The organism is Kitasatospora sp. NPDC058218 (assembly GCF_042882445.1).
Classification (GTDB): Bacteria; Actinomycetota; Actinomycetes; order Streptomycetales; family Streptomycetaceae; genus Kitasatospora.
Window position 1 is genome coordinate 1 of record NZ_JBHVWC010000146.1, and the last position, 4,689, is coordinate 4,689.

The following is a 4,689-nucleotide window of genomic DNA, read 5'->3' on the forward strand; positions in this document are numbered from 1 at the left end:
ACAGAGACCTTCGACAAGCCTCATCTTCCCAGCGCAGAAGGCACTTTCGCGTTCCCGCTCATGATCCGGACACCGCCGCAAGTGAAACACGCAGGTTAATGGTGGAGTCGGGTATTAGAACCCTCGGAATGGGTGGGGCTATTCATCGAGGTACTGGTGTCTGATGTCGGCGGGCGAGATGACGAGCTGGCCTTCGCGGACCTGCCACTCAGTCGTCCCATCGACTTCATGGCTGGCTAGGAACAGGCCCCGGATGAGGTCCCCGTCGTCGTCGGAGGCTGGGACCCGGGCGATCTCTTGGAGCTGGTTCGTGAACCAGTCCAGGGCCGATGCGCGGATGTCGGCGCCGTAGAAGATGTAGTGGGTCCAGTTGACCTGCTGCCGAGGTGTGCCCCATCCGCCGGAGTAGTGATCGTCGGCGTGGGACGAGATGATCTCTTGGACGGTGACGAGCTGCGTTTCGTCGCACTCCAGCCATCCTCTGACCGACACGTAAACGCCCATCTTGTATGTCCTTTCTGTCGCTGTCAGTCCTGGTGTGAGAGCCGTCGGCAGCGGAACGGTGACCTGCCGGGCCTCCTTGCGCTGGGCACGGGGCACGTAACCCCCGGCGAAGAAACCGGCGGTCGCGATGCGCGGCTCGACCACAGCCAGCCGAATGCCGACGGCGGTCCACCCCGAGTACCCGACCGGGCCGCCGATGCCGGGCAGTGAAAGGAGGGCGTCCAGGGTGGTCCGCCATTCCGGGACCGCCTTTTCGACCAGCGGGCCGATGAAGGACTCGAAGATCTCGTCGACCGGCTCGCCGGCCCGCATCGCCCGGCGAAGGTCGGCGCGGGCCTGCTCGTCGGCGGCGGAACGGGGCCGGTCGCCGCACCCGGGGGCGATGGCGGCCACCGCGTAGCCGTGCGCCGCGCAGTGCCGGGCCCGGGCCACCAGCCGGGATGCCCCTTGGGCAGGCCGTTGTTGTGGGCCATCAGGATCAGCGGGGCCGGTGCGGTGGATTCAGGCGTCCACACGGTGCCGGGGATCTCGCCGAGGTGAATTCGCGTTCGAGGATGCCGTCATCGAGACGCTGTTCAGAAGTGAATTGCACGGTCGTGCTTTTCGGGAGGGCTCTTGAACGGCGCTCCCGGACGACCTATCGCCCGACCGTGACCCCGGAGGGGAGCACCCATGTCGATACTGCGTTCACGGGTACCACCTCCTCGTTCTCTCGCACGGCCTCCGGAAACGTAGCAGTGGCCGCCGTGGTTCGCCAACGGGTTTCCACGCGGGCTCCGTGGCCGGACGCCACTGAGTCGGACACACGACTGCGGGGGGAAGACGCCGGGGCGGCGCTCGGTCGAGTGCCGCCCCGGGTTCGTCAGCGCGGTGTCAGTAGGTGTAGATGGTGTAGGTGACGTCGGTGCGGCCCGCGTAGGCGTAGCTGAGGGCGAAGCGGTGGGTGTCGGGGCGGTAGATGCCGTAGGTGGTGCGGCCGGTGCCGAGCCAGTCGCCGACGACGGGGAGGTCGCCTTTCTCGCCGTAGGCGGCGGTGGAGACGGTGCCGTCGTCGTGGCGGAGGATGAAGAGGTTGGGGTCGCCTGCGTTGCGGCCGGGGCGGAAGAGGCCGAACTGGGCGTGCTTGACGCCGTCCCAGTCGCCGACGACGGGGAGGTCGCCGGGGTCGCCGAAGCGCATCGTGGTGATGGTGCCGTCGTCGTGGCGTACGGCGAGCAGGCCGGTACCGGGGCGGTAGACGGCCAGCTGGTCCGACCGGGCGCTGCCGTCCCACTTGCCGACGACGGGGAGGTCACCGGGGTCCCCGAACTGCACGGTCGAGACGGACCCGTCACGGTGGCGCAGGGCGAAGGTGGAGGTGCTCGGCCGGTAGATCGCCTGCTGGCACTGGCAGGTGCTGTCCCAGTTGCCGACGACGGGGACATCGCCCAGGTCACCGAAGTGCCAGCTGGTGGACGGCGTCGAGTCGGTCTTGTTGTACGAGAACACCCAGTTGCCGTTGTCGAACAGGCCGTTGTGGCTGGTGGGGCCACTGAAGTAGCCGGTGAACGGCACGCCTGCCTGGGGACCGCGGACCCACGTCGGCATCGAGGTGCTCGCGGTGTGGCCGTGGTCGTCGGTGACCGTCTCGGTCACGGTGTAGCGGCCGCCCACGCCGTAGTCGTGGGTGAGGGTCGTGGGCGCGTTGGGGCCCTCGACGACCGTGGGGGCGGTGCCGTCACCGAAGTCGTAGACGCGCCGGACGATCGGCCAGGGGCCGATGCTCTGGGAGTTCACCACGATGCCGGCGCGGGAATAGTCGCCGTTGCCCCAGGTGAACCGCGCCTGGAGCTCCTGGACCGGGGCGAGGGTGACCTTGGCGGTGGACGTGCGGACCACGCCGGACGGGCCGGTCCCGGTCAGCGTCGCGGTGTACGTGCCGGCGGCCGGGTAGTTGTGGTCGATGAACTTGTACCCGGGGTCGACCAGCTGGGGCACGCTGCCGTCGCCGAAGTCCAGGGTGCCGGTTCCCGGCCCCCAGCTGGCGGTGTAGCTGACCTCGAACCGTGCGTTGAGCGGGTAGCCCGGCTGGCCGTACGGGACGCCGCTCATGTTGACGTTCAGCGGGTCCTGGAGCTCGATGGCCCCGCGGTCCCGGAAACCCGCGGTCCCGAGGTTGGGGACACCCGGGTGGTCGGCCGGCGCGTCGCCGTAGACGTCGGTGGCCAGCATGCCGGGGGCGGTCGTGTCTGCCGCGTCCGTCACGGCCGCGGTGGCGGACGGGGTGTAGTTGTTGACGACCCGGTTGAACCCCGGGTCGGTGTTGTTGTCGTGCTCGCCCTGTCCGGTGGCCCGGAAGGCCTCGGAGGTGGCGTAGGACGTGCCGCCCCAGGAGTAGGAGTCGGTGCCCGACGGCACGACGGTGTTGTAGTCGACCTTGGTGCCCTGTGCGGAGCCGGTCGACACCACCAGCGGGGTCGCCGTCGGGACCGTGCCGTCGCAGGAGGCGGTGGGGACCCTGGTCAAGATGTTGTTCTCGACCACCGCGCCGGTGGAGGTTCCGGCGAGCTCCAGGTCGGTCTGGCAGTTCCGCCCGAAGGTGTTGCTCACCACGACGGTGCCGGGGGCGTCGGTGGCGATCACGCCCCGGCCGGTGCCGTCGGCGATCTGATTGGTGGTGACGACGGTGCCGCTGACCCCGGCCTCGACCGCGACGCCGGCGACGGGCGCCCCGAAGAACCGGGTACGGCTTACCGTGACGTCTGCGCTGGCCCCGGTGATCCGGACGGTCGGGGTCGCCTGCGGGAAGGCCCGGACGCCGTTGAAGACCGGGTCGCCGCCGCTGGCGTCGTCGCGGTCCAGGACGATCCGCGTGGAGTCCTTGACGAGCACGGCCTCCTGCGGGGCCTTGAGGTTGAGACCGGTGACGGTGACGTCGTGGACGCCGTCGAGCAGCAAGGCGTGCGGAGCGGGGTTCGAACCCTGGCTCCACTCCTCGGTTCCCACGAACGTGCTCGGCACGCGGTACGGGATGTCGCTCTTGAAGACGATCGGCTTGCCCGGCAGGCCGGAGCGCTTGACGGTGACCTGGCCGATGAACCGGCGGTTGGGCGCGATGTCGACAGTCTGCCCCGGTTCGACCACGTCGGCGGCGGCCTGGACGGTGCAGAACGGCTGCCCCTTGGTACCGGTGCCGGTGTCCGAGCAGTTCGCGCTGGGACCGTTGTCCACGTAGAGCACGGCGCTCGCGGCGTGGGCGGTGAACGGCAGTACGGTCCCGGCGACCGCGGAGCCGGCGATCGCGACGGCCAGGCCGACGCGACGGGATATTGCCATGACTGGGGTCCCCCTGGTGTGACTCGGTGTGAGGTCGGCGTCGTCCTGAGCGGCACGCCGGCGGAGGCTCTTCGCAGACGGACTGAATGGAAGGGCGGCACAAGTATCCACGAGCCCTTCACGCGGCCTCAACCGGGTATCCCGCCGGTGGGAGGGCAGTTCGCCGGGCCGTCCGCTCTTCCTCAACGCCGCATCGTCGCGCCCGGACCCACTGCCGACCGCCGACGCCGGGGGCCGCTAACGTGGCCGGGCCGGACTCGACTGAAGGGGAGGAAGGGATGCATCCAGCAGTGGAATCCCTCATCGGGCTGATGCCGCCGCACGGTGGCTCCGGTGACGTCGTCGACTGGGACTCGGTGGAGCAGACCCTCGACGTGTCGCTGCCGAGCGATTTCCGGGACTTCGTCGCCGTCTACGGTGCGGGGTCGATCGATGATCGGGTGGAGATCGCCTCACTTCAGGCCGGGGAGTCCGACCGTGCGGACATCCCGACGATGACACTGCGTGCGTCCGGCGAGCGATGGATCGAGGAAACCGGGTCTGACTACCCGCGCTTTCCGGCGCAGGGATCCCTCATCGGCTGGGGCAGGTTGAAGAGCTACGGGCTGGCGTATGGGTATTTGTACTGGCGGTCGGCAGGGCCTGATCCGGACCGGTGGCCGGTGGTGGTCTGGAAGCACGGTGGTGAGGGATTCGTCGAGCATCCCTACGGCATGGCGGAGTTCCTGGTGCGCATCCTCCAGGAAGCGGGTTCGCTGGACCTGGACCAACGCGATGTGACGGCTCGTCTTTTTAGGTGCGGGGGTCGGTTGTTGGGTTGGGGTGTTGTGGATGGTTTGGGGGTGTGACGGTCCGGTGAGCTGGGGTCGG

The 4,689-nt window shown here is 69.0% G+C and carries 2 protein-coding genes and 1 pseudogene; 1 reads left to right on the forward strand and 2 read right to left on the reverse strand.

Annotation, left to right across the window (positions count from 1 at the left end; all coding sequences use genetic code 11):
- Nucleotides 1-552: 552 nt before the first annotated feature.
- Together ACFVYI_RS42215 and ACFVYI_RS42220 are read right to left on the reverse strand one after the other, a co-directional pair.
- A pseudogene (locus ACFVYI_RS42215) lies at nucleotides 553-1,096 on the reverse strand (alpha/beta hydrolase); the annotation flags it as partial.
- 281 nt (nucleotides 1,097-1,377) lie between these two features.
- Complete coding sequence (locus ACFVYI_RS42220) at nucleotides 1,378-3,819, reverse strand: PKD domain-containing protein (RefSeq protein ID WP_387895410.1); 2,442 nt, start codon at nucleotides 3,817-3,819, stop codon at nucleotides 1,378-1,380.
- A 290-nt stretch (nucleotides 3,820-4,109) separates the two neighbouring features.
- Here ACFVYI_RS42220 and ACFVYI_RS42225 point away from each other — a divergent pair, with 290 nt between their 5' ends.
- Nucleotides 4,110-4,667, forward strand: a complete 558-nt coding sequence (locus tag ACFVYI_RS42225; RefSeq protein WP_387895412.1) for a hypothetical protein — start codon at nucleotides 4,110-4,112, stop codon at nucleotides 4,665-4,667.
- Nucleotides 4,668-4,689 lie beyond the last annotated feature (22 nt).

What these genes read in the sequence shown, in the direction of transcription:
- ACFVYI_RS42220 (WP_387895410.1), bottom strand. Translation starts at nt 3,819, where the DNA reads ATGGCAATATCCCGTCGCGTCGGCCTGGCCGTCGCGATCGCCGGCTCC.